Origin of the sequence: Brevibacterium spongiae, from assembly GCF_026168515.1 — a bacterium.
Classification (GTDB): domain Bacteria; phylum Actinomycetota; class Actinomycetes; order Actinomycetales; family Brevibacteriaceae; genus Brevibacterium; species Brevibacterium spongiae.
Genome location: NZ_CP093443.1, coordinates 4123231 through 4144688 on the forward strand (window position 1 = coordinate 4123231; position 21458 = coordinate 4144688).

The 21458-nt window shown below is 64.2% G+C and carries 16 protein-coding genes and 2 pseudogenes; 10 read left to right on the forward strand and 8 right to left on the reverse strand.

Annotation, left to right across the window (positions count from 1 at the left end):
• Window positions 1–180 precede the first annotated feature (180 nt).
• The 7 genes and pseudogenes from L1F31_RS18460 (at window position 181) to L1F31_RS18495 (ending at window position 7297) form a co-directional block, all read left to right on the forward strand.
• The gene (locus L1F31_RS18460; protein WP_265418674.1) at window positions 181–1005 is read left to right on the forward strand and encodes a class I SAM-dependent methyltransferase; all 825 of its coding nucleotides are present in this window, start codon (window positions 181–183) and stop codon (window positions 1003–1005) included.
• 369 nt (window positions 1006–1374) lie between these two features.
• Entirely contained in the window at window positions 1375–2550 is a 1176-nt protein-coding gene (gene argE, locus L1F31_RS18465) for an acetylornithine deacetylase (protein WP_265418675.1), read from the forward strand.
• Window positions 2551–2611: 61 nt separating this feature from the next.
• On the forward strand, window positions 2612–2830 hold the full coding sequence (locus tag L1F31_RS18470; RefSeq protein WP_265418676.1) for a hypervirulence associated TUDOR domain-containing protein: 219 nt from the start codon (window positions 2612–2614) through the stop codon (window positions 2828–2830).
• Entirely contained in the window at window positions 2827–3435 is a 609-nt protein-coding gene (locus L1F31_RS18475) for a DUF488 domain-containing protein (protein ID WP_265418677.1), read from the forward strand. The genes L1F31_RS18470 and L1F31_RS18475 overlap by 4 nt, the downstream gene beginning before the upstream one ends.
• 156 nt (window positions 3436–3591) lie before the next feature.
• Window positions 3592–4563, forward strand: a pseudogene (gene efeU / locus L1F31_RS18480) (iron uptake transporter permease EfeU).
• A gap of 168 nt (window positions 4564–4731) precedes the next feature.
• Window positions 4732–5943: pseudogene (gene efeO, locus L1F31_RS18490) on the forward strand (iron uptake system protein EfeO); the annotation flags it as partial.
• A gap of 16 nt (window positions 5944–5959) precedes the next feature.
• Window positions 5960–7297, forward strand: coding sequence for a Dyp-type peroxidase (locus tag L1F31_RS18495; protein WP_265418678.1), 1338 nt, complete (start codon window positions 5960–5962; stop codon window positions 7295–7297).
• A 165-nt stretch (window positions 7298–7462) separates the two neighbouring features.
• On the opposite strand, the gene rplI is transcribed toward L1F31_RS18495, so the two are convergent.
• From rplI to L1F31_RS18535, 8 genes are all read right to left on the reverse strand, one after another.
• A complete protein-coding gene (rplI, locus tag L1F31_RS18500) occupies window positions 7463–7921 on the reverse strand; it encodes a 50S ribosomal protein L9 (RefSeq protein ID WP_265418679.1) in 459 nt (152 codons plus the stop codon).
• Between the two features lie 15 nt (window positions 7922–7936).
• Entirely contained in the window at window positions 7937–8176 is a 240-nt protein-coding gene (gene rpsR, locus L1F31_RS18505; RefSeq protein WP_265418680.1) for a 30S ribosomal protein S18, read from the reverse strand.
• A gap of 46 nt (window positions 8177–8222) precedes the next feature.
• Complete coding sequence (locus L1F31_RS18510; protein ID WP_265418681.1) at window positions 8223–8855, reverse strand: single-stranded DNA-binding protein; 633 nt, start codon at window positions 8853–8855, stop codon at window positions 8223–8225.
• 34 nt (window positions 8856–8889) lie between these two features.
• Entirely contained in the window at window positions 8890–9180 is a 291-nt protein-coding gene (rpsF, locus tag L1F31_RS18515) for a 30S ribosomal protein S6 (RefSeq protein WP_025779601.1), read from the reverse strand.
• Window positions 9181–9288: 108 nt separating this feature from the next.
• Window positions 9289–10731 carry a hypothetical protein gene (locus L1F31_RS18520; RefSeq protein ID WP_265418682.1) on the reverse strand — a complete coding sequence of 481 codons (1443 nt, stop codon included), beginning with the start codon at window positions 10729–10731 and terminating at the stop codon, window positions 9289–9291.
• Between the two features lie 44 nt (window positions 10732–10775).
• On the reverse strand, window positions 10776–13208 hold the full coding sequence (locus tag L1F31_RS18525) for a transglycosylase domain-containing protein (RefSeq protein ID WP_265418683.1): 2433 nt from the start codon (window positions 13206–13208) through the stop codon (window positions 10776–10778).
• Between the two features lie 409 nt (window positions 13209–13617).
• Window positions 13618–15324, reverse strand: a complete 1707-nt coding sequence (locus tag L1F31_RS18530) for an AMP-binding protein (protein WP_265418684.1) — start codon at window positions 15322–15324, stop codon at window positions 13618–13620.
• Window positions 15325–15433: 109 nt separating this feature from the next.
• On the reverse strand, window positions 15434–16909 hold the full coding sequence (locus tag L1F31_RS18535; RefSeq protein ID WP_265418685.1) for a CCA tRNA nucleotidyltransferase: 1476 nt from the start codon (window positions 16907–16909) through the stop codon (window positions 15434–15436).
• Between the two features lie 139 nt (window positions 16910–17048).
• Here L1F31_RS18535 and L1F31_RS18540 point away from each other — a divergent pair, with 139 nt between their 5' ends.
• Genes L1F31_RS18540 through murJ form a run of 3 tightly spaced genes read left to right on the forward strand, consistent with a single transcriptional unit; the run spans window position 17049 to window position 21442 of the window.
• Complete coding sequence (locus L1F31_RS18540; protein ID WP_265418686.1) at window positions 17049–17537, forward strand: NUDIX domain-containing protein; 489 nt, start codon at window positions 17049–17051, stop codon at window positions 17535–17537.
• A complete protein-coding gene (locus L1F31_RS18545; protein ID WP_265418687.1) occupies window positions 17534–19819 on the forward strand; it encodes a DUF6049 family protein in 2286 nt (761 codons plus the stop codon). The genes L1F31_RS18540 and L1F31_RS18545 overlap by 4 nt, the downstream gene beginning before the upstream one ends.
• A gap of 3 nt (window positions 19820–19822) precedes the next feature.
• On the forward strand, window positions 19823–21442 hold the full coding sequence (murJ, locus tag L1F31_RS18550) for a murein biosynthesis integral membrane protein MurJ (protein WP_265418688.1): 1620 nt from the start codon (window positions 19823–19825) through the stop codon (window positions 21440–21442).
• Window positions 21443–21458: the final 16 nt, after the last annotated feature.

The window sequence follows — 21458 nt, forward strand, 5'->3', positions numbered from 1 at the left end:
GGTTCACCGCTGAGAATTCGTCGTGGAGCCCGCTGAGCATCCGTCACCGTTGCTCCCATACCGACCCTTTGACCGCACCACCTCCCGTAACCCGCTCAACGTCCTAGTCCACCAGGTGGGTGTGCGGCTGCCTGTAGGAGAAGACCGACTCGACCCGGTGATGAACGTTAGGCTCGGTGGATGGAGTACTTCGGGAATCGTGAACGTGCGGAATCCTTCGGCGAAGCGGCCCAGGACTATGACGCCTATCGACCGAAGTATCCTGCCGCACTCATCACCGCCATCATGGAAGCGGCCGCGCAGGGGGCAGGCTCCCGGACTGATGGCTCACCGACTCCCTCGGATCATCCCAGGTCAGGCACGCCGCGCATCCTCGACGTCGGCTCCGGGACCGGCATCCTCGCCGCCCAGCTCCGGGCCGCGGGGGCCGAAATACTCGCGGTCGAACCGGATCCCGAGATGGCCGCCGTCGCACGGGCCAAAGGTCTTGATGTGGAGGTCTCCGGCTTCGAGGAATGGACGTCCCACAGTCGCACCTTCGACCTCATCAGCTTCGGTCAGTCGTTCCACTGGGTCGATCCGATGACTGCTCTGCCCCGCATCCGCGCACTGCTGAAACCTGGTGGAAGATTGGCTCTGGCCTGGAACGACATCGAACCCAAAGGCGAGCTGCGAACACGACTCGATGCGATCGCGGCACGCTTTCATGCGGAAGGCACCTCGACGAGTCTGGGCACAGCTGGGGGCGATGACAACTTCGAGCCTGTCGAACACCCTGCTCTCCAGCAGCTGCGGACCTGCGGATTCACTGCTGACGAGACCACCTTCGCCGAAGACCTTCACTATTCGAAACACGATTGGCTGTCGATGGTCTTCACCTACTCGGCTCAGCTGACGATGGATCCGGTGAAGAGAGCGGTCATGCGCGAAGAGGTGTCGGCTGAGATCCCCGATGACGGCCTCGAGGCGCGAAATGAGGCGCTGCTCATCCTCACACGAGGCTGATAACCCGTTGCCCACACGCGAGCATCCGTCACCGTTCCCATCGCTTCGCACCCGCAGCGGCATTGCGCACCGGTGCAACTGGAGGATTTGCGGCGACCGGTGCGTTGTGCGGCTAGCGAGAGGAGGTGGCGCTGACCAGGCGGGGTGCTGCACACACCGCCGCCGCTCCTCGACGGACCACCTCGGCGAGCACTCACCGGACCACCTGCGCCCACCCACCGGGCCGGTGCCCCGTGGCCGATGCCCGACACGTAGAGTGAGAGTGTCTGGTCACCGCTGTCCTGCACGGGGGCCACCACGGCCCCTCCGCGACAGACTCAGCGAGACGACCGGATCGACGTCATCCGCATCCGACAGTCAGGAGCAGTCGTGCCAGCACAGCCAGCCGAGGCCACCATCTCCGAGATCACCGATCTCATCACCTTCGACACGACGAGTCGGGACTCGAACCTCCCGCTCATCGAGCATGTCGAAGCCCGCCTCGAAGCCGCAGGCATCTCCTTCCAGCGGATCCCGAACCCCGAAGGCACGAAGGCGAACCTGCTCGCCACCATCCCCGCCGCCGACGGCACGACGACCGGCGGCATCGTCCTCTCCGGTCACACCGACGTCGTTCCCGTCGACGGCCAGGACTGGTCGTCGGACCCTTTCACTCCTGAGGTCCGCGACGAAAAGTACTTCGCCCGCGGCAGCGCGGACATGAAGTCCTTCGTCGGGGTCATCCTCTCCCGCCTCGAAGCACTCAAGTCCGCGAAGCTGCGTGAACCCATCCACCTCGCGTTCTCCTATGACGAGGAGATCGGATGCGTCGGCGCGATCTCGCTCGTCGAAGCCATCACCGAGGCGGAACTGGCGCCCCGCGGCTGCGTCGTCGGCGAGCCCTCGAGCATGCGCGTCATCCGCGGACACAAGTCGATGAACGTCTTCCGCGTCGACTTCCACGGCGTCGCCGCCCACTCCTCGCTCACTCCCGAAGGTGTCAACGCCATTGCCTACGCCTCCGAATTCGTTGCCTTCGTCCATGCGGTCGCCGCCGAGTTCCGCACCGAAGGTCCTTTCGACGAGGCGTATGTCGTGCCGTTCACCTCGGTCACGGCGAACACATTCAACGGCGGCATCGCCGTCAATACGATCCCCGCCGAAGCGACCGTACAGTTCGAGTTCCGTTCCCTCGGCTCCGTCGACCGTGAAGCACTCATCGACCGCTTCCGCGCCGAGGCCGATCGACTCGGCCGCGCCATGGCTGCGGAGAACGAGTCCGCCGGAGTCGATTTCACGATCGAAGCCGCAGCGCCGGGCTGCGAGACTCCTGCCGATGCGGACATCGTCTCGTTGGCCGCGAACTGGGGCGGCCTCGCCACCGATGACAAGGTCACCTACGGCACCGAGGCGGGACTGTTCTCCGAAGCAGGCATCCCGACCGTCGTCTGCGGACCCGGAGACATCGCGCAGGCCCACGCCCCCGACGAGTTCATCGAGCTCGAACAGATCGCTGCCTGCGAGTCCTTCATCGACTCCCTCATCACCGACCTCTCCGAGAGCTGAGAACCGACCGGCACAGCCGTACACTGCAGAGAGGATCACCCGCTCTAGTCAAGGAGGGAGCATGGCAACCGAATTCTCGGTCGGCGACCACGTGGGCTGGAACTCCGAGGCCGGGCAGGTCTCCGGCCGCATCACAAAAGTCCACACCGCCGACTTCGACTACAAGGGCCACCGTCGCCGCGCCTCGGCGGAGGAGCCCCAATATGAGATCAAGAGCGACAAAACCGATCACATCGCCGCTCACAAAGGCAGCGCTCTGCGCCGCATCGACAACGAATGACGGCACGAACCACCACGTCGACGCGGAACTCCGACGCCGCAGCAGAGTCCGCAGCGGAGTCCGCTGAGGACCTGCCGCGGCTGCTCACCGTCGGGCACTCGAATCGTTCACTGAACGAGTTCATCGAACTGCTCACCAGCACCGGCACCGAGGTGGTCGTCGACGTCCGCAAGCTGCCCGGTTCGACGAAGAACCCCTGGTTCAACGCCGATACCCTTGAGGGCGACCTCGCCGAGGCGGGCATCGAGCTGCGTCGTCTCGAGGGGCTGACCGGGCGGCGGCGTGTCAGCCGCACGGTGCCCTTCGAGGTCAACGCCTGGTGGCAGAACCGCAGCTTCCACAACTATGCCGACCACTGCCTCTCCGAGGAATTCCGCACCGACCTTGGCACCCTCATCTCCTGGAGCGCGGAGGCGCGCTGCGCGATCATGTGCTCGGAAGCCGTGTGGTGGCGGTGCCACCGCAGGCTCATCGCCGATCAGCTGCTCGCCCGGGATCTTCCCGTCTCCCACATCCTCGGCGAAGGCCACATCGATGCGGCGAAGCTGAGCGAGGGCGCCCGGATCGACGACGACGGGACGCTGACCTACCCCACCGACAACTGACCCTGCCGTCCCGCGAATTCATCGCTTTTCACCGTCAGATGATGCCCGAAAGTGGATGTACACTGAATCCGCCGACCTTAGGTTAGGCTAAATTCGTTCATCCACTTTCGAGACGGCCCGAACACCCGCCTCGACGAACTGACGAGAGTGAGTCAGATGTTCGTCGCGAATCTCCTCATCGCCCTGCGCGAAGGACTCGAAGCCACCTTGGTCATCGGCATCCTCGTGGGCTACCTGGTCAAGACCGATCGCCGGGACGTGCTGCCCAAACTCTGGCTGGGAGTCGGCCTGGCCGCCCTCATCCCCTTCGGGATCGGAGCCCTGCTGACCTGGGGACCGAAGACCCTGACCTACCAGGCGTAGGAGATCATCGGCGGCGTCCTCTCGATCATCACCGTCGCCCTGGTGACCGGGATGATCTTCTGGATGGGCAAGCACTCCCGGGCGATGAAGGGCGAACTCGAATCCTCGATGGCCGCCTCCTTGGACAAACGCTCATCGGGGTGGGGCATCGTCGGCCTGGCAGTGCTCGCCGTCGGTCGCGAAGGAGCCGAATCCGCCCTGTTCATCTGGGCCACCGTGCGCTCCTCGGTAGAGAACAACGTCGTCGCCACCACCGCCGGAGTCATCACCGGCCTGCTGCTCTCGCTCGTCCTCGGCTGGCTCATCTACCGGGGATCGCGGAAGATCAACATGAAGGCCTTCTTCTCCGTCACCGGATACTTCCTCATCCTCGTCGCCGCCGGAATCTTCTCCTACGGCATCAGCGACCTGCAGGAGGCCGGAGTCCTGCCCGGCATCATGAATCACGCGTGGGACCTCAGCCACCTGCTGCCCGATCCCGCCTCCCCGATCTACTGGCTCTACGTGCTCGGACAGGCGATCTTCCAGGTCAACGTCCAACCCACGGTGCTTCAGACCATCGGCTGGATCGTCTACATCGTGCCGGTCGCCATCATCTTCGCCCGCCAGATCCACGGGAAGAAGCCCGTCGCGAGGAACCGGACACAGCCCACCGCAACGGGTCGAACAGACCCGGCCACAAGCAAAGGAACGGAGCTCGCCGAGGCGGCTCCCACCTCGGCGCCGGCCGCAGAGTCATCGTCGGCCTCCACGCTCCACCCCTGAAACGCGGCCCAGCCGCACCGACCGCACCACCGTCACCCTCTCTCGACTCATCCTGCAAGGACAACCATGAAACGCCATTCCGCTCTCATCGCTCTGCCCACTGCCGCGCTTCTCGCCCTGTCCCTGTCCGCCTGCACCGACAATCCGTAGAACAAGAAGGACGATGCGGCCGCGGCCGGGGACTCGGTCACAGTCACGATCACCGATGACAGCTGCGAGGTCAGCCCCGCGACTCAACCGTCGGGGAAGGTGAGCTTCTCGGTGACGAATACGGGCACGAAGCCGAACGAGTTCGAGATCCTGGCAGAGAACAAGCTGCAGATCGAGTCGGAGAAGGAGAACATCGGACCCGGCACGACGACCACGGTGACCACCGCCCTCGACGAAGGCACGTACTACACGGCGTGCAAGCCGAACATGGTCGGCGACTTCGTCGGGCTGGCGAAGTTCGCGGTGACGAAGGGCGAAGAGGTCGCCGTGGACAGCGACACCCAGGCCGCCGAGGACAAGGCGATCACGAACTACACCGGCTACGTCAAGGACCAGGTCGGTCAGCTCGTCGACGCGACGAAGGACTTCACCGACGCCTACACCGCAGGCGACACTGAGAAGGCGAAGGCCCTCTACCCGTTGGCCCGTCAGCACTACGAGCGCATCGAGCCGACCGCGGAATCGTTCGGCATCAAGGAAGCCGGTGATCTGGACTCCTCGCTCGACGCTCGCGTCCAGGATCTCTCGACCGATGCCGGGAAGAAGCCGAACGATCCCGAGGTGCTCGCGGAGTGGACCGGTTGGCACCGGATCGAAGCCGACCTCTTCGCTGATGAGTCAGAAGGCTATGCTTTCACGTCCGACGCTGACCGGAAGAAGGTCGCCGACAAGCTCAACGAGGACACGCAGACCCTCTACGACCTCGTCTACGGCAAGGTCGAGGGGGCCAGCGGAAAGTTCGAGCTGAACCTCTCCGATGTCGCCACGGGCGCCTCGGCGCTGCTCGAAGAGGTCGCACTGTCGAAGATCGGCGGGGAGGAGGAGACCTTCTCACACACCGACCTCTTTGACTTCCATGCCAACGTCGAGGGCGCAGAAGTCGCCTACGGCAACGTCGAGAAGCTCGTCGAAGCCCAGGACCCCGAACTCGCGAAGAAGATCACGACGAACCTCGGCGCGGTCAAGCAGGTGCTCAAGACCTACCAGGACGGCAAGGACGACGAGGGCAACATCCTCTACCAGGACTACTCGAAGGTCGCCGCCGTGCAGAAGGATGCCGGTGAGGCGCCGAAGGACTCTGACTACACCCAGGCACAGCAGGAGCTCTCCGACGCAGTGAATGCGCTGAGCGAACCCCTGTCGCAGGTCAGCGGCACAATCCTGCGCTGAGCACCACCGGAGCACGATGATGAGCACTGACGACAACACCGCAACCGCCGAAGGCACCGTCCGCGGCATTCCCCGCAGAAAGCTCTTCGCCCTCGGCGGTGCCGCCGGTGCGCTGGGAATCGCCGGAGTCGGCGGTGGGGCGATCGGCTACGGGGTGCGCGGGGCGCAGGAGAAGAAGCAGTCCGCTGTCCATCTCAGCTACCCGTTCCGGGCCGAGAAGCAGCAGGGCATCCTCACACCGGCGCAGGACAACATGTACACCGCGGCCTTCGATGTCACGTCCGCCGATCGGCAGATGCTCATCAGCCTCCTCGAGGACTGGACCGTCGCGGCCGAACAGATGAGCGCCGGCGACCTCGTCGGCGGTGCTCCGGATGCCAATGTGCAGCTGCCGCCGAAGGATTCCGGGGAGGTCTGGGGCTACCCGGCCAGCGGTCTGACCATCACCTTCGGGTTCGGTGCCACTCTGTTCGTCGACGCGAACGGCAAGGATCGCTTCGGCTTGGGCGACAAGATGCCCGCAGTCCTCAAGGAGGGCGTCCCGAAGTTCGCGAACGAGGCGCTGCACGCCGATGTAAGCGACGGGGATCTGCTCGTCCAAGCCTGCGCGAACGACCCGCAGGTTGCGGTGCATGCTATCCGCAACCTCACCCGCATCGCCTTCGGAACCGCGAAGCTGCGATGGGGTCAGATCGGCTACGGCCGGACCTCGTCGACATCGACGGAGCAGGAGACCCCACGCAACCTTTTCGGGTTCAAGGACGGAACGAACAACATCAAGTCCGAGGATCCGCAGAAGGAACTTGCCGAGCACCTCTGGGTCCAGTCGGGTGATGACCCGGCCTCCGACGGTTGGCTGGCGGGTGGAACCTATTTCATCGCCCGCAAGATCCACATGTACTTGGAGATCTGGGATCGGGTGTCCCTGGCCGAGCAGGAGGACATCATCGGCCGGGACAAGCGCTTCGGCGCTCCACAGTCCGTGTCCGAACCCAGCACCGACGAAGAGTTCACGCCGCTGGACTTCTCGGCGAAGAACGCCGAGGGCGCGGCGGCCATCAACGCCCGCTCGCATGTCTCCATCGTCGCTCCCGAACACAACAAGGGCGCGAAGATGCTGCGCCGCGGGTACAACTACACCGACGGCAACGATTCGCTCGGCCGCCTCGACGCGGGACTGTTCTTCATCGCCTACGTCCGGGATCCGCGGACGAACTTCTACCCGATCCTGCGGACCATGGCGACGAAGGATCTGCTCACCGAATACCTGCAGCATCAGGCCTCGGCGCTGTTCGCGATTCCGCCCGGCGTGGGCACCGGTGACACGATGATCGGCCAGAAGCTCTTCAGCTGAGCCCGACCCCACGAGAAGCGCAACCCCACGAAAAGCGCCGAGGCGGCACCTGAACTCAGGTGCCGCCTCGGCGGTGGTGTGGTGGTGACGATCAGCGATCCCGTGGGATCGCGGCCGAAGCCACGACCGACTCACCACGTCCGGGTCTCCGGACAGAGCCTGGAATCAGGCCTTGCCGATGACCTCGAACTTGATCTTCGCGGTGATCTCGTCGTTGACGCGCACGACGGCGTTGTAGCTGCCGGGGGTCTTGACGTGACCGGTCAGGGCGACCTGACGGCGATCGAAGTCGCGTCCGGTCGCGGTCTGCAGGGCCTCGGCCACGAGGGCAGGGGTGACGGCGCCGAAGAGGCGACCGTTCTTGCCGGCCTTCATGTCGATGCGAGCCGTGGTCGACTCGAGTTCGCCCTTGACCTTCACGGCCTCATCGTGGTCGGCGACCTGCTTGGCCTGGCGGGCCTTGCGGACGGACTCGATGTGCTTCTCAGCGCCTGCGGTCCAGGCCGAAGCCCAGCCACGCGGCAGCAGCAGGTTGCGTGCGTATCCGGCACGAACCTCGACGACGTCGCCGGCGGCACCGAGGCCGTCGACTTCCTGGTTCAGAATCACTTTGCGGTTAGGCATGTTCTTTCCCTCCGATCAGCGAGCAGTGCTCGAGTAGGGCAGAAGTGCCATCTCGCGGGCGTTCTTGACGGCCTTCGCGATGACGCGCTGTTCCTGCACGGTCACGCCGGTGACGCGACGTGCACGGATCTTGCCGCGGTCGGAAATGAACTTACGGAGCGTAGCGGTGTCCTTGTAGTGGATGTTCGCCGCTTCGCCCTTCTTGAGCGGATTAGCCTTCTTCTTGATAGGCTTCCGGATCTCTGGCTTTGCCATGAGTATCTCCTGTTAACGAATGTCTCGAAATGTCTTCAGACGTGGATCAGAACGGGGGTTCGTCGGCACCCGGGTTGCCCCAGCCGCCGTTGCCGCTCTGCGGGTTCGATGATGCCCACGGATCGTTCGCCGGTGCGTTGTTGCCGCCCTGGCCGCCCTGGCCGTAGCCGCCCTGACGCTGGCCGCCCTGAGGACCGCCCTGCTGGGGGTTGTTGCCCCATCCCGACGACTGCTGGTTGCCGAAGCCGCCTTGCTGGCCGCCTCCGCCCTGGCCTCCGCCGAAGTTGCCGCCGCCGGAGAATCCTCCGCCGCCGGGGGTGTTCTTCGTCACCTGGGCGGTGGCGCGTCGCAGGCTGGGGCCGACTTCGTCGACATCCAGCTCCATGACGGTGCGCTTCTCGCCTTCCTTGGTTTCGAAGGACCGGGACTTCAGACGGCCCTGAACGATGACCCGTGTACCGCGCTGCAGGGATTCGGCGACGTTCTCTCCCATTTCACGCCATACCGAGCAGCGCAGGAACAGGGTTTCCCCGTCCTTGAACTCGTTGGCCTGACGGTCGAAGATACGCGGCGTCGAGGCCACGGTGAAGTTTGCGACTGCCGCACCGTTAGGTGTGAAGCGCAGTTCGGGATCGCTGGTGAGGTTCCCGACGACCGTGATGACTGTTTCGCCTGCCATTGAATGCTCCTTGAAGCGAGGTAGCTTAGATGCCTTACTTGGCGTCCGGGCGGAGGATCTTCGTGCGCAGAACGGACTCGTTGAGTCCGAGCTGACGATCGAGTTCCTTGGTCGTTGCGGGCTCGGCGTGGAAATCAACCACGACGTAGTAGCCTTCAGACTTCTTCTGGATCTCGTACGCGAAGCGACGACGTCCCCAGATGTCCACGTTGTCGACGGTGCCGTTCTCAGCCGGGACAACCTTGATCAGGTTGTTCACGGTGTCAGCCAGCGTCCGCTCTTCGAGGTCGTTGTCAAGAATGAGCATGAGCTCGTACTTACGCATATGTCACCCACCTCCTCTGGTCTTTGCGGCCATGGTCGGTCCATGGCAGGAGGGTATATGCATGTCCGTCCCGCTTCCATGCTGGTCACGAAATGGGAACAGACCTCACTAGTCTAGTCGACCGGTCGGCGCGCTGTCATGTTCGTCAGCGTGGGCTTCCTTACCCGCAGATGCGGAGTCCGGATCATCGCGCGGTGCGGAGTCCTCCGCAGGGTGATCGGACCATTCGTCCTCTCGCCGAGGTGGGGCGTCCCCGTCCGGCGACGGTCCATCCCCGTCCCCTCGCCGAGGCGGCTCTGCGGTGACCATGACACCGCGGATCCGTCGCCGGTAGAGGTTCTCCCCGGCCATGATCACGACGAGCACGAGGGCCAGCAGACGCAGCAGGGTGAAGAGGGCGACGAAGGTGGGGTCGAGTCCCTTGTCTGCTTCGAAGCCGGAGACATCTCCGAGTTGGATGCTGATCGCGAAGACCGCCTCGGCGAGCGTCCAGATGATGAGCACCCACCAGCGGCGGATGGACAGGGCCACGAAGGGCAGCAGCCACAGGCTGTCCCAGGGCATGAGGCCCGGTGCCAGCAGCAGGCAGCCGCCGATGAGCAGGCACGCGGAGACTGCCGGGTCGAGGCCGGTTCGGCGGACCATGTGAAGGGAGACGGCGACGGCGAGGATCACTCCGGCGCTGGCGATGATCCACAGCGGCGCCCAGACGGAGACATCACCGAGTTCGGCCATGAGCAGGATCGAGGCGAAGGAGCCGCCGTCGACGGCGTCGGAGTACCAGTGGACGATCCGGTCGATGGCTGTGAGGTCGATGACGAGCAGCAGCGCCGAGGTGATGGTGGCCGCGGCGAGCATCATCCGCGGATTCCGAGGTCTGAGTCCACGGGCCGGGTGCGGTCCGGCCAGGGTCAGTGCCAGGAGGACGAGCAGGGCGAGAGGGTTGATGAACGTCGCGACGCCGAGGAGGACGCCGGCCAACCACCCGCGCGGAGGCACCGGCGGTGAGCCTGCGAAGAGGACCATCGCCCAGACGCTCAGGGCCAGGGCGAGAGGATCGAGCGTGGAGCCGAGGGTGAAGAGGATGAGCGGGGAGGCGAAGGCCGCGATCAGCCAGGCGCGTTCGCGGGCGAGGACGAGCAGTCCCGCACCGAGGGCGGCGATCCCCGCAGTGTTGAGCAGGAGCACGACGACCATGAACAGTGACACGTCGTCCGTGACCAGGTGGAGCAGGTCGACCAGCCGTCCCTCGAGCGGGGCCAGCGCGGCCGCACCCCCGTGCGCCCGCCCGAGGACGTCGGGATTGACATCACCGGCGAAGGCCGTGGAGAGCGGGCCGGAGCACATCCTCGCCGAGGCGGACGGCTGTTCGTAGCCCGAGTTCAGGCACGGACCCTGCAGAGCCAGGGCGAGGAAGGTGGTGACGCCGAGGACCGCAGCGAGGACGTACGCCTGTGCGCTCCGGAATCGGCGTCCGGCGACACCGAGGTGAATGCCGACCGGACCGCCGAGCAGAGGCTCGGCGATCCGGGTGCTTGGCTTGGAGGGCATGACTCGAGGTTACCGGTCAGCCGCCGCAGAGAATGCCACGACGTCTATCCTCCTGGTTTGAAACCGTCGGTATCTCCGCCGAGGCCGCCAAGACCACTGTCGCTGCTGCCTTCGCCGCCGGTGTCGCCACCGCCTCCAGTACCGTTTCCGTCTTCGTTCCCGCCTTCGTTGCCGCCGCCAGAGCCCTTGTCACCCTCTCCGCCGTTGCCGTTATCACTGTTGCCGTTCTCGGAGCCACCGGTGTCACCGGAATCGCCGTTGTCGCCTTCGTCGGATCCGTCCTTGCCGTCGGAGTCCTTGGAGCCTTCTTCCTTGCCCTTCTCGTCGCCGTCGGAGTCCTTGTCCTTCTCGTCCTTCGGCGTCTCGATCGGAGCCTTGGTCTCCTTGTCCTTGCCTCCGTCGCTGTTGTCAGCGGGAGCCTTGGGCTCGGGTTCTTCCTTCGGCTCGGGCTTCGGAGCCGGGGCCGGGTTCGTGTTCTTCGGCTTGGGCTTGTCCGGCAGTTCGCCGCGGGCCGGGAACTGTTCGACCTTCTCACCCTGCAGAGCATTCTTCATATAGTCGGTCCACACCTGCACGGGGAAGGATCCACCGGTGACCTCACCGCGACCGCCGAAGGAGCCGATCGACACGGACTTCCCGTCGACTTCACGGTAGAGCACGACCGAGGTCGCGAGGTTCGGGGTGTAGCCGGAGAACCAGGCAGCCTTGTTCTCGTTCGTCGTACCGGTCTTGCCGGCGGCGGGACGGCCGAGGTTCTGTGCGTATCCGCCCGAACCGCCCTTGACGACCTGCTGCAGAGCGTAGGAGGTCTCAGCGGCAACTGCCTTGTCGAAGACGCGCTTGCCCTTGGTCTCGGCCTTGTACACTTCCTCGTCTTCGGCGCCCTTCGTGACCTTCTTGATCGAGTGGGTCTCGTGGTGGACGCCGTTGGATGCGAAGGTCGCGTACGCCGAAGCCATGTCGATGGGCTTGACGCTGGCCGTACCCAGCACGTTCGAGGGGTTCGGGGTCAGGCCGATCGAGCAGCCGCCCGTATCTCCGGACTTCATCTCCTTATCGGTGCAGTTCGGGCTCAGTCCCGCACGTTCTGCGACGTCGACGGTCTTGTCGGGCCCGACCTGCACGTTGAGTGCGGCGTAGGCGGTGTTGATCGAGGACTGGGTCGCCTTGAGCAGGCTGACGGGTCCGTAGCTCGTGCTGGCGAAGTTATTCACCGTCCACGGAGTGCCGTCGTTATTCAAGGTCGTCGGGCTGGCGCCTGGATAGGAGTCGGTCAGCCGTACGCCGTTCTCCAGACCTGCGACGAGCGCGAAGGGCTTGAACGTCGAACCCGACTGCACGTGGCTCTGCGTCGAGGCGTTGAAGGCCTGGTCCAGATAGTTTTTGCCGCCGTAGAAGGCTTCGATTCCGCCATCGTCGGGATCGATCGAGACGAGTCCCGCCTGCATGCCTTCAGGCTGTTCCTGCGGGAGAGTCTTGATGGCCTGCTCAGCCGCCTTCATCCGATCCTTGTCGAAGGTGGTGACGATGTTGTAGCCGCCGCGGTCGAGCTGCGCCTCATCGATGTCGAGCTTGCGCAGCGCCTCACGGCGAACGAAGTCCCACATGTAGCCCTTCTGGCCCGACAGTGAGGACTCCTTGTTCTGCTTCTTCACCTCGGGCATCTCGACCTTCGCCGCCTGCTCTTCGGTGATGAAGCCTTCGTCGACCATCGACTTCACGACGTAGTCGAAGCGATCCTGGTAGGCCTCGGGGTTGTCCGAGGGATCAGCAGCACCAGGGCGCTGGATCATCGCGGCCAGCAGTGCGGACTCGCTGACGTTGAGCTCCGAGGCCGGCTTGTCGAAGTAGTTCTGGCTGGCGACCTCGATGCCGTAGGAGCGGCGTCCGAGGTAGATGGTGTTGAGGTAGTTCGCGAGGATCTCGTCCTTCGACTGCTGCTGGTCGATCTTGAGCGAGATGAACATCTCCTTGATCTTGCGGTCGAAGGAGTGCTCGTTCGTGAGGTAGAAGTTCTTCACGTACTGCTGGGTGATGGTCGAACCACCGCCCGCATACTTGTTCGTGGCCACGCCGACGACGGCGCGGGAGAGACCCTTGATCGAGATTCCGCGGTTCTCGTAGAACGAGGTGTCCTCGGCGGCGATCGCGGCCTTCTGCATCGGCTCGGAGATCTCATCGATCTCCACCGACTTGCGGTCCTCGACCTTGTACTGCCCGATGGGCGTCTTGCCGTCGCTGTAGTAGATCGTCGACGTCTGACCGGTCGCCTCGAGGTTCGGCTCGGGGATGTCGGTGGCGGCATACCCGATGGCGAAGAGCACGCACAGGGCGATGACGAGGCTGAGCCCGCCGACGACGAGTACGCGGATGCTCGGCAGATAACGAGTCCATCCGCTCACACCCGCTCGCGGGTAATTGAGCAGGTTCTTCGTATTCCTGCCGATATTCTTGGCTGTGTGTTGTCCCTTAGCCACCCAAGGTCCTCCAGGTCAGTCAGCCTGCCGCAAAGCGTGGCGACGAGGTCCGAAAAAAGGTCAAAGACGCAAAACAGTGTCGCACGCCTTCTTTAGTAGAGGGTGAAAAAGTGCTGATCCTAGCACCCTGCGAACACACCAGGTTACCGTATACTCCACTGAGTAACCCGGTATTCGATGTCTCACCAGGCATTTTACTTCACGGGCCGATATTCAACCATGACATGTGCGTGTTTGCTCACATTCAACGGGAAGTCGGGATTTCGGTGCGGAGCACCAGAGAAATCCCGACTTCCCGTTGAGCGACGGTTCACCTTCACCGAGGCGGTTCCGTCCGAGGAGCGCGACCGGAGGAAGTCCCACCTTCGGGAGTCACCGAGGCGGTTCCGTCCGAGGAGCGCGACCGACCTCAGCTTTTGAGGTCGAAGTCCGTGTCCGCGTACTCATTGCCCTCAACCACGGGTTCACCACTGAACGGGTGGAGCTGACCCTCCCGGGCCCGCAGCTCAACACGACGGATCTTGCCCGAGATCGTCTTCGGCAGCTCCGCGAACTCCAAACGACGAATCCGCTTATACGGGGCCAAATGCTCCCGGCAGTAGGCGAGGATCGACCGGGCGGTGTCCGCGTTGGCCTCGAACTTCTCCGACACCACGACATACGCCTTCGGCACCGCCAACCGCACCGGATCCGGTGACGGCACCACAGCCGCCTCGGCCACAGCCTCATGCTCGATGAGCACACTCTCCAACTCGAACGGGGACAGGCGGTAGTCACTGGCCTTGAACACATCATCGGCACGACCGACATACGTGATGTACCCATCCTCATCCCGGGCGGCCACATCACCGGTGTGATAGACACCGCCTTCGAACGCCTCAGCCGTCTTCTCCTCGTTCGACCAATACCCGGCCGTCAGGCCGATGGGGCGCGGGTCCAGGCGCAGGCAGATCTCACCCTCATCACCCTCCTCACCCGTGGCGGGGTCGATGAGAACGACATCGAAACCGGGCAGGGCCTTGCCCATCGACCCGTACTTGAGTTCCTGGTCCGGGGAGTTCCCGATCTGCAGAGTCGACTCCGTCTGCCCGAACCCATCACGGATGAGCACACCCCACTCATGATGGACCCGATCAATGATCTCCGGATTCAACGGCTCACCCGCACCCAAAGCCTTCGTCGGCGGCGTCTTCAAATGCCCCAGATCGGCCTGGATGAGCATGCGCCACACCGTCGGCGGGGCACAGAAACTCGTCACACCCACCCGGTCCATCGTCTCCATGAGGGCGTTGGCATCGAACCGGGAATAGTTGTAGAGGAACACGCAGGCCTCGGCGATCCACGGGGTGAAGATATTCGACCACGCATGCTTCGCCCACCCCGGTGAGGCGACGTTGAGGTGCACATCACCCGGGGTCAACCCCATCCAGTACATCGTCGACAGATGCCCGACGGGGTAGGACACATGGGTGTGGGCGACCATCTTCGCCTTCGACGTCGTCCCCGAGGTGAAGTACAGCAGCAGCAGGTCATCGGCCCTCGACTGGCCCTGCGGGTCGAAAACGGTGCTTTCGTCATCGGCATCGGAATACGCGTAGTCCTGCTGCCGGGTGGGTTGACCGCCGACGATGATGCGCACGACCTCGACATCAACGTCATCGAACTTCGCGGCATCGTCGACTCCGGCGACGACGAAGTCGGCCTGACCGCGTTCGGCACGATCAGTCAGGTCGATGGGACCCAGTTGGGTGGTGGCGGGCATGAGCACGGCACCGAGTTTGATGCCGGCGAGCATCGTCTCCCACAGCTCGACCTGGTTGTTGAGCATGACCATGACATGGTCACCGCGTTTGATCCCGGCACGGCGGAAGTGGTTGGCGACCTGGTTCGACCGGGCCGACAGCTCCGCAAAGCTCCACTTGCCCTCCGTGCCGTCCTGTTCGACGATCCACAATGCGGGGTTGTCATTGTTGACAGCGATTTTGTCGAACCAGTCCAGGGCGAAGTTGAAGTGCGTGAACCGCGGCCACTCGAACGCCTCACGCGCTGCGTCGTAGTCGCTGCGGAGCTCGATCAGCTGATCCCGAGCTGCTCTGAAATCATCGGTCACCGTCATGACTCTCTCCTCACATCGTCGCCCACGTCACTATGTGTGACGCCAAGCACAAATCTAGACGATTCAGAAGCTATCAGCACCGATGAGTCGATGAATCAGCGGGGGTCGGTCACCGGTCGTGCTGGTGCCACCACGTCCGCAGCTCAGCCTCCGCGCGCTCGGGTCCGAGCGGTCCGTGCTCCATCCGCAGTTCAAGCAGATGTTTGTACGCCTTGCCCACCAGGGGTGATGGTTCGATGTCGAGGATCTCCATGATCTGCTTCCCGTCGAGGTCGGGGCGGATCGAATCGAGCTCCTCCTGTTTGGCCAGGGCCTCGATCCGCTGCTCGAGATCGTCGTAGGCGAATGCCAGACGGTCAGCCTTGCGCTTGTTGCGGGTGGTGACATCGGCGCGGGTGAGGATGTGCAGCCGCGACAGCAGCGGACCGGCGTCGGTGACATACCGGCGCACCGCCGAATCTGTCCATCCGGCATCGCCGTAGCCGTAGAACCGCAGGTGGAGCTCGACGAGGCGGCCGACCGCCTTCGTCGTGTCCTTGTCGAAGCGCAGCGCCTTCATCCGCTTGGCCGTGAGCTTCGCTCCCACCGCATCGTGGTGGTAGAAGGTCACAGCACCTCCGGGCTGGAAGCGGCGGGTGGCGGGTTTGCCGACGTCGTGCATGAGCGCGGCGAAGCGGACGACGAAGTCGGGTACTCGCAAGCGCTGCGGATCATCATCGGCCATTCCGGCTTCTTCTTGAGCCGCCGCATACTTGCTCTCGAGTTCGACGGCCTGACGCAGCACGGTCAGCGAATGCTGGTAGACGTCCTTGTGCCGGTGGTGTTCGTCGGTCTCCAGCTGCAGTCCGGCCACCTCGGGCACAACATGGTCGGCGAGGCCGGTGCGCACGAGCAGATCGATGCCCGCGGCCGGATCGATGCCGGTCATGAGTTTGACGAGTTCGACCTGGACACGTTCGGCGGAGATGATGTCGATGCGATCAGCCATCTCGGTCATCGCCTGTTCCACCTCGGAGGCGGGGTCGAGCCCGAGCTGAGAGGTGAATCGCGCCGCGCGCATCATCCGCAGCGGATCGTCGGAGAAGGAGTCCGCGGCCGCACCCGGGGTGCGGATGCGCCCGGCGATGAGGTCGTCGAAGCCCTGATGCGGGTCGACGAAGGTCTTCGACGGCAGACGGATCGCCATCGCCCCGATGGTGAAGTCGCGGCGGACGAGATCGGCATCGAGGTCCGTGCCGAAGCGCACTGTGGGCTTACGCGAATCGGACTCGTAGGCCTCGGCGCGATAGGTCGTGATCTCGATCTGGACGCCGGACTTCACGGCTCCGATGGTGCCGAACTCCCGCCCGATGTCCCAGTGCGTGTCGACCCAGCCTGAGATGAGGTCCAGAATGTCGTCGGGATGCGCATCGGTCGTGAAATCGAGGTCGGGCATCGGTCGGCCGAGCAGGGCGTCACGGACGGACCCGCCGACGAGGGCGAGTTCGAAGCCGGCCGCGGAGAACCTCTTACCCAGCGGGCCGAGGATGTGCTCGAGATCGTCGAGCTTGTCGTGCAGTCGGGCGTGCGCGGTCTGCGGATCCACCGAGCTCCTTCTGTCGTGAGATTTCTGCTCTTGCCGGCTCAGTCGTGCCGCCCGGCCACAGGCGGAAGTTCCGATTCCCTTTAGCCTACCGGGAGCAGATGACACGGAACTTCCAAGATTCGCCTACTAAGGTAGGAGAATGACCACACCGATGCCCAAGCCGGGACCCAGGGCGTCCCGCCGCACCACGGTGGAGGAGATCTCCGCCGGTGGCATCGTCGTCGACTTCTCTCATCCGCTGCTGGTCGTCGCGGTCATCGCGCGCATCAATCGGGCCGGCCGGATCGAATGGTGCCTGCCCAAAGGTCATCTCGAAGGAACGGAGACCCCCGCCGAGGCGGCCCGCCGTGAGGTGGAGGAGGAGACCGGGATCGCCGGGCAGATCATCTGCCCCCTGGGCACCGTCGACTACTGGTTCACGGTGACCGGGATCCGGATCCACAAACTCGTCCACCATTTCCTGCTGCGTGCACAGTCGGGGACCCTGACCGTGGATAATGATCCTGACCAAGAAGCGATCGATGCGGCGTGGGTGCCCTTCAACGACCTGCGTTCGCGACTGTCGTTCGCCAATGAGCGCCGAATCGTCGCCGCCGCCCGACCGATGGTGTCCCGACTGGAGCAGTGAAACCCATTCCCGACCACCGCCTGCGATTCCTCGCCGCCCTGCTGAGCACGCTTCTGCTGCTCGCAGGGCCGGTTTTCGCATTTCCGCTTCTGTCCGCGAGCCCGGCGGCAGCCGACACTCAAGCGGCCAAAGCCTCGATCACCCTCGATGAGGTCACGCCCTGGGTCGACGAAGAGGGAACGCTGACGGTGCGTGGAACCGTCACGAACCCGACCGACAAGGCGATCGAGAAGCCGTCGCTGAGTCTGCAGATGTCGTCACGCAAACTCAATTCGGAGGCCCGGCTGAGTGACTGGAAACAAGGACAGTCTCAGCACCGCACCGTCGCCGATCTCGAACACGACGGACCGAAGGCCCGGGAAAAGGCGAAGAAGGACAAAGACACCGAGGCGGACGACGATGCGGGCACCGTCCTCGACACGCCGATCGAGGACACCATCGATCCCGGCACCTCAGCCGAGTTCACCTTCACCGTGCCGGCCGACGATCTGGAGCTGAGCAAGTCCTCACCCGTGAGCTCCTGGGGCCCGCGGGGACTGGCCGTACAGCTCGGCGACGACACCGGCCTCCGTGCGTCTGCGGTCGGCTTCACCACGTGGTACCCATCACCGGAGTTCGATCAGACGAAGGTCAGTGTGCTCGCCCCGGTCACGCTGCCCGGTCATTCCGAGGGCGGCATCATCGCCCCCGAACAGCTCGACAAGGCCATCGCGGACGGCGGTTCGCTCTCAACGATCATGAAGCTGCTCGACCACAGGGAACTCGCCCTGGCCATCGACCCGAGGGTCATCACCTCCTTCGAGGCCGCGATCGCCGAACCCCCTCCCGCCGACGGTGAAGACCCGCCGCAGAGCGACGAGCCCAGCGGCGAGGCCGGGCAGTCCCAGACCCCACCGGTCGGAGTCGCCGAGGACGACGACACCGGAGCCAGCGATGCCGAGCTCGAGGCAGAAGAGGAACGCCGTGATCGCCTCAACACCTGGTACGAGGACTTCGTCTCTGCGGCCCAGAAGCACACTGTCGTCGCGCTGCCCTTCGGCGATCCGGATCTCCACGCACTGCACGGCAGCAAGATCGAACGCCTCGGTTCGTTCGCCCAGAAGCAGCGCAAGGTCGTCGAGGACGTCTTCCCCGATGCCCGCACCGACATCGCCTGGCCGGTGGCAGGCAGCGCGACGAAGGCCGGACTGCGGGCGCTGAAGAAGTCGGGCAATTCCACGGCGATCCTCACCGATGAGCAGCAGCCGTCGATCACCGGCATCCACGATGATTCGCATTCTCAGACGACGATCTCCGACGATGGGGAATCGTCGATCGATACGCTCATTACGGACTCGAAGCTGACGGACATGAGTGCCGCCGCGATCAATTCCGATCATCGCGCCTCGGCGCTGTCCGAGCTCGTCGCAGAAGCGGCGGCCATCCAGTCCGAAGCCCCCTATCGCACACGCAGCCTGATGGTGCCCCTGCCGCGCACGGCCGCCTCGGCGGGGTGGGAGGACACGGTCGAGACGCTCACTTCGTCGCCGTGGATCGACCCGACCGGGGTCGATGAGCTCCTCGACTCACCGTCCGAGGCCCGCGGACTGCTCCGCTCGGATTCCGATGCCCCGCACATCCGCAAGGCCGCGGTGGCCTCGCTGGCCGAGACCCGATCGGACCAGGAAGGATTCAACCACGTCTTCAGCGACCCCAAGGGCGCCGACATCCGGTTGGATCGGGAGCTGCTCAGCTGCACCTCGGCGGCGTGGACGTTGGATCCGAAGCCGAACGACTGCGCGGATCGGGCCCGGGAGCAGAGTCGAACGCTCATGGACAGTCTGCACCTGCGCAAAGGGTCGTCCGTCCTCCTCGTCACCGGGGTGAAGACGACGATTCCCGTCACGATCGTCAATGATTCCCCCGCCGAGGCGACTCTGCGGATTCGGATGACGTCCTCCACCCCGCAGCTGCGGACCCAGGAGACGGAGACCGTGAAGGTCCCGGCCGCAGAGACGATGCGCGTCGACGTTCCCGTCGAGGGCCTGGCCAATGCCGATGTGCCGACGACCATCGAAATGGTCACTGCTGATGGGGACGCCCTGCCCAGGGAGGAATCGCTGCTGGTGCGGGTCCGTGCCGATTGGGAGAACATCGGTACGGCCGTCGTCGGATTGGCACTGGCCGCGGTGTTCGTGATCGGCTTGATCAAGACGATTTCGCGCGGGCGCCCGAAGATCCCCGAGCAGCAGCTGGCCGATGCGATGGCCCGCGCCCAGACCGACGACCCCGAAAAGAGGTAGCGCTTGTCCAGCTTCTCATCCCTGGCCCGGTCCTCGGCGATCATGACCGCCGGCACCATGACCTCGCGTGTGCTCGGCTTCGTCAAAGCCTCGATGCTGGCCACCGCAATCGGTGTCACCGCAGTCCAGGCCGACGCCTTCGATATCGCGAACAAGGTTCCCAACACCCTCTACATGCTGCTGGCCGGCGGTGTGGTCAACGCCGTGCTCGTCCCGCAGATCGTGCGGGCGTCGAAGCGAGAAGACGGAGGCCAGGACTTCACGAACCGGCTGCTCACGCTGTCCTTCCTCATCCTCGGTGCGGTGACCATCGTGGCGACCGTGGCAGCACCGCTGCTCGTCTGGCTCTACTCCTCCGGATGGAGCCACGAACAGCTGGCCCTGGCCACCGCCTTCGCCTATTGGTGCCTGCCGCAGCTGTTCTTCTACGGGCTCTACACTCTGCTGGGCCAAGTGCTCAATGCGAAGTCCTCCTTCGGCCCCTACATGTGGGCCCCCGTAGTCAACAACATCGTCGCGATCGCCGGTCTCGCCGTCTTCATCGTCGTCTTCGGATCGAACAATGCGTCTCCCCATCACCTTGACACGTGGACCCCGGAGAAGATCACCCTCATCGCGGGAACAGCCACCCTGGGTGTCGCGGCACAGGCGCTCATCCTCATCTGGCCGCTGAAGCGGATCGGCTTCAAGTACAAGCCGACCTTCGGGTTCCGGGGGGTCGGACTCGGATCCGCCGGCAAGGTCGCGTTCTGGACGTTCGCGGCGATGCTCGTCGGCCAGATCGGCTTCCTCATCATCTCCCGTGTCGCCTCGGGTGCGTCGATCCCCGGCGACGGGAATGCCGCGAACACGGCCTACACGAACGCCTACCTCGTGTTCATGCTCCCGCATTCACTCATCGCGGTCTCGCTGGCCACCGCTCTGTTCACCTCCCTGGCCAAGAACGCGGCCGATGAGGACACCGAGGCGGTCGTCGGCGACTTCTCCATGGGCGTGCGAATGGTCGGCATGGTCAACACCTTCGCCCTCGCCGCCCTCGTCGTCCTCGCCTCGCCGGTGGCGATGATCATCGCCGGTCCGGGTCGGGAGCAGGCCATGGCGATCGGGTTGGTCATCATCACCATGATCTTCGGGCTCGTGCCTTTCAGCGCGAACTACTTGGCACAGCGGGTGTTCTACGCCTACGGAGATGCGAAGACGCCTTTCTTCATCCAGCTGCCGCAGATCGTCTTCCAATCCCTGGCCGTGCTCTCGGCGACGATCTTCCCGAAGTCGGTGACGGTGGCGATCATCGGACTCGTCATGAGCCTGGGGTACCTGTTCGCGATGATCCTGTCGTTCGCCATCCTCAAGAAGCGCCTCGGCGAAATCGATCTGCGCGAGATCCTCACCTCTCATCTGAAGTTCCTGCTGGCTGCGATCGTCGCCGGCGGTGCCGGTTACGGTCTGCTCTACTTCTTCCCGGACTTCGCCCTGTCCGGTCGTCTGCAGGCGATCGCCACAACGGCCCTCGTCGGTACCGTGATGCTCCTTTTCTTCATCGGAGCTTGCTATTTGCTCAGAGTCAGAGAGTTGCATTCGATTATTGACGTGGTTGCTGGAAAACTAAGAAAAGCAGCCTGAGCCCTTGAATCCCCAC